This is a genomic window from Ileibacterium valens, assembly GCF_001945525.1.
GTDB classification, from domain to species: domain Bacteria; phylum Bacillota_I; class Bacilli_A; order Erysipelotrichales; family Erysipelotrichaceae; genus Ileibacterium; species Ileibacterium valens.
On the sequence record NZ_MPJW01000210.1, the window covers coordinates 1 to 1050 of the forward strand.

Annotated in this window: 1 protein-coding gene; it reads left to right on the forward strand. The window is 41.3% G+C overall.

Annotation, left to right across the window (positions count from 1 at the left end; genetic code table 11):
• Positions 1 to 272: 272 nt before the first annotated feature.
• A partial coding sequence (locus BO222_RS10950; protein ID WP_075820831.1) for an IS110 family transposase occupies positions 273 to 1050 on the forward strand: 778 nt, incomplete at its 3' end.

Below are 1050 nucleotides of genomic sequence, written 5' to 3' on the forward strand. Positions count from 1 at the left end.
GCCAATGAATATATGCGCCGAAAGTATTACAGACTAATACGCAAAGGAAAAAAGCACAATATAGCCGTTACTGCGATTGCGAGAGATCTTTCCTGCTTTGTCTGGGGACTTATGACGGATAACATTTACATTGCCAGAAACTGAGTTTAATAAGAAACAATCTGTTTTAGATAATATGAAAGGCCCCCCAGAAGCCAATTCGTGGATTTAGATGGATACTTAGGGTGTATTCAAAAGTAAACGTCATTACCACATGACTTAGGAGGACCTATATGGCAAGCTTACTTTTTATCGGATGCGATGTCCACAGTAAAACAATCAGTTTAGATACTTTCGATCGAAATTCTAATACACATAGTCACCAGACAAAAATTAACAATGATACACGATTGATCTGGAAGTATGCCAAGAAAATCGAATCTGAAGTTGAACCTGGAACCAAGCTCGTGTTCGGTTACGAAGCTGGATGTCTTGGCTTCTCTTTCTATGAAAGAATTACGAAAATGGGCTTTGAATGCCGCATTATGGCGCCAACGACAATCCGTCTTGCTCAGACTGATCGAGTTCGCAAAACGGACCGCAGAGATGCAAAATCTCTGGCTGAAGCATTAGCCTATGACACCTATAGATCTGTTTATGTTCCTACTCAGGAAGATCAGGAAGTTCGCTCATTTATTCGTCTTCGTGAAGATACTCAGGAAACTGTCAAAAGATTTAAGCAGCAGATCAATTCATTTGTCATGAAGCTTGGCTACACCTTTGATGAGGGAAAGACCAAGTGGACTATAAAACACAGAGATTGGCTTAAATCCCTGGAACTGTCTCCAATGAATCGCGAGGTGCTCGACGAGTATCTCATTACTCTTGAGGAGCTTGAGACCAAAATTGCTCGATATGATGAGCGAATCACCGAAATGTCCAAGCAGGAAAATTACAATGAACTGGCTAGTTCCCTTTCGTGCTTCAAAGGAGTAACCAGGCCCATCGCTATGCGGATCATTACTGAAATTGGAGATTTTAATCGCTTTGCAACAGCTGGAGAATTTGCCT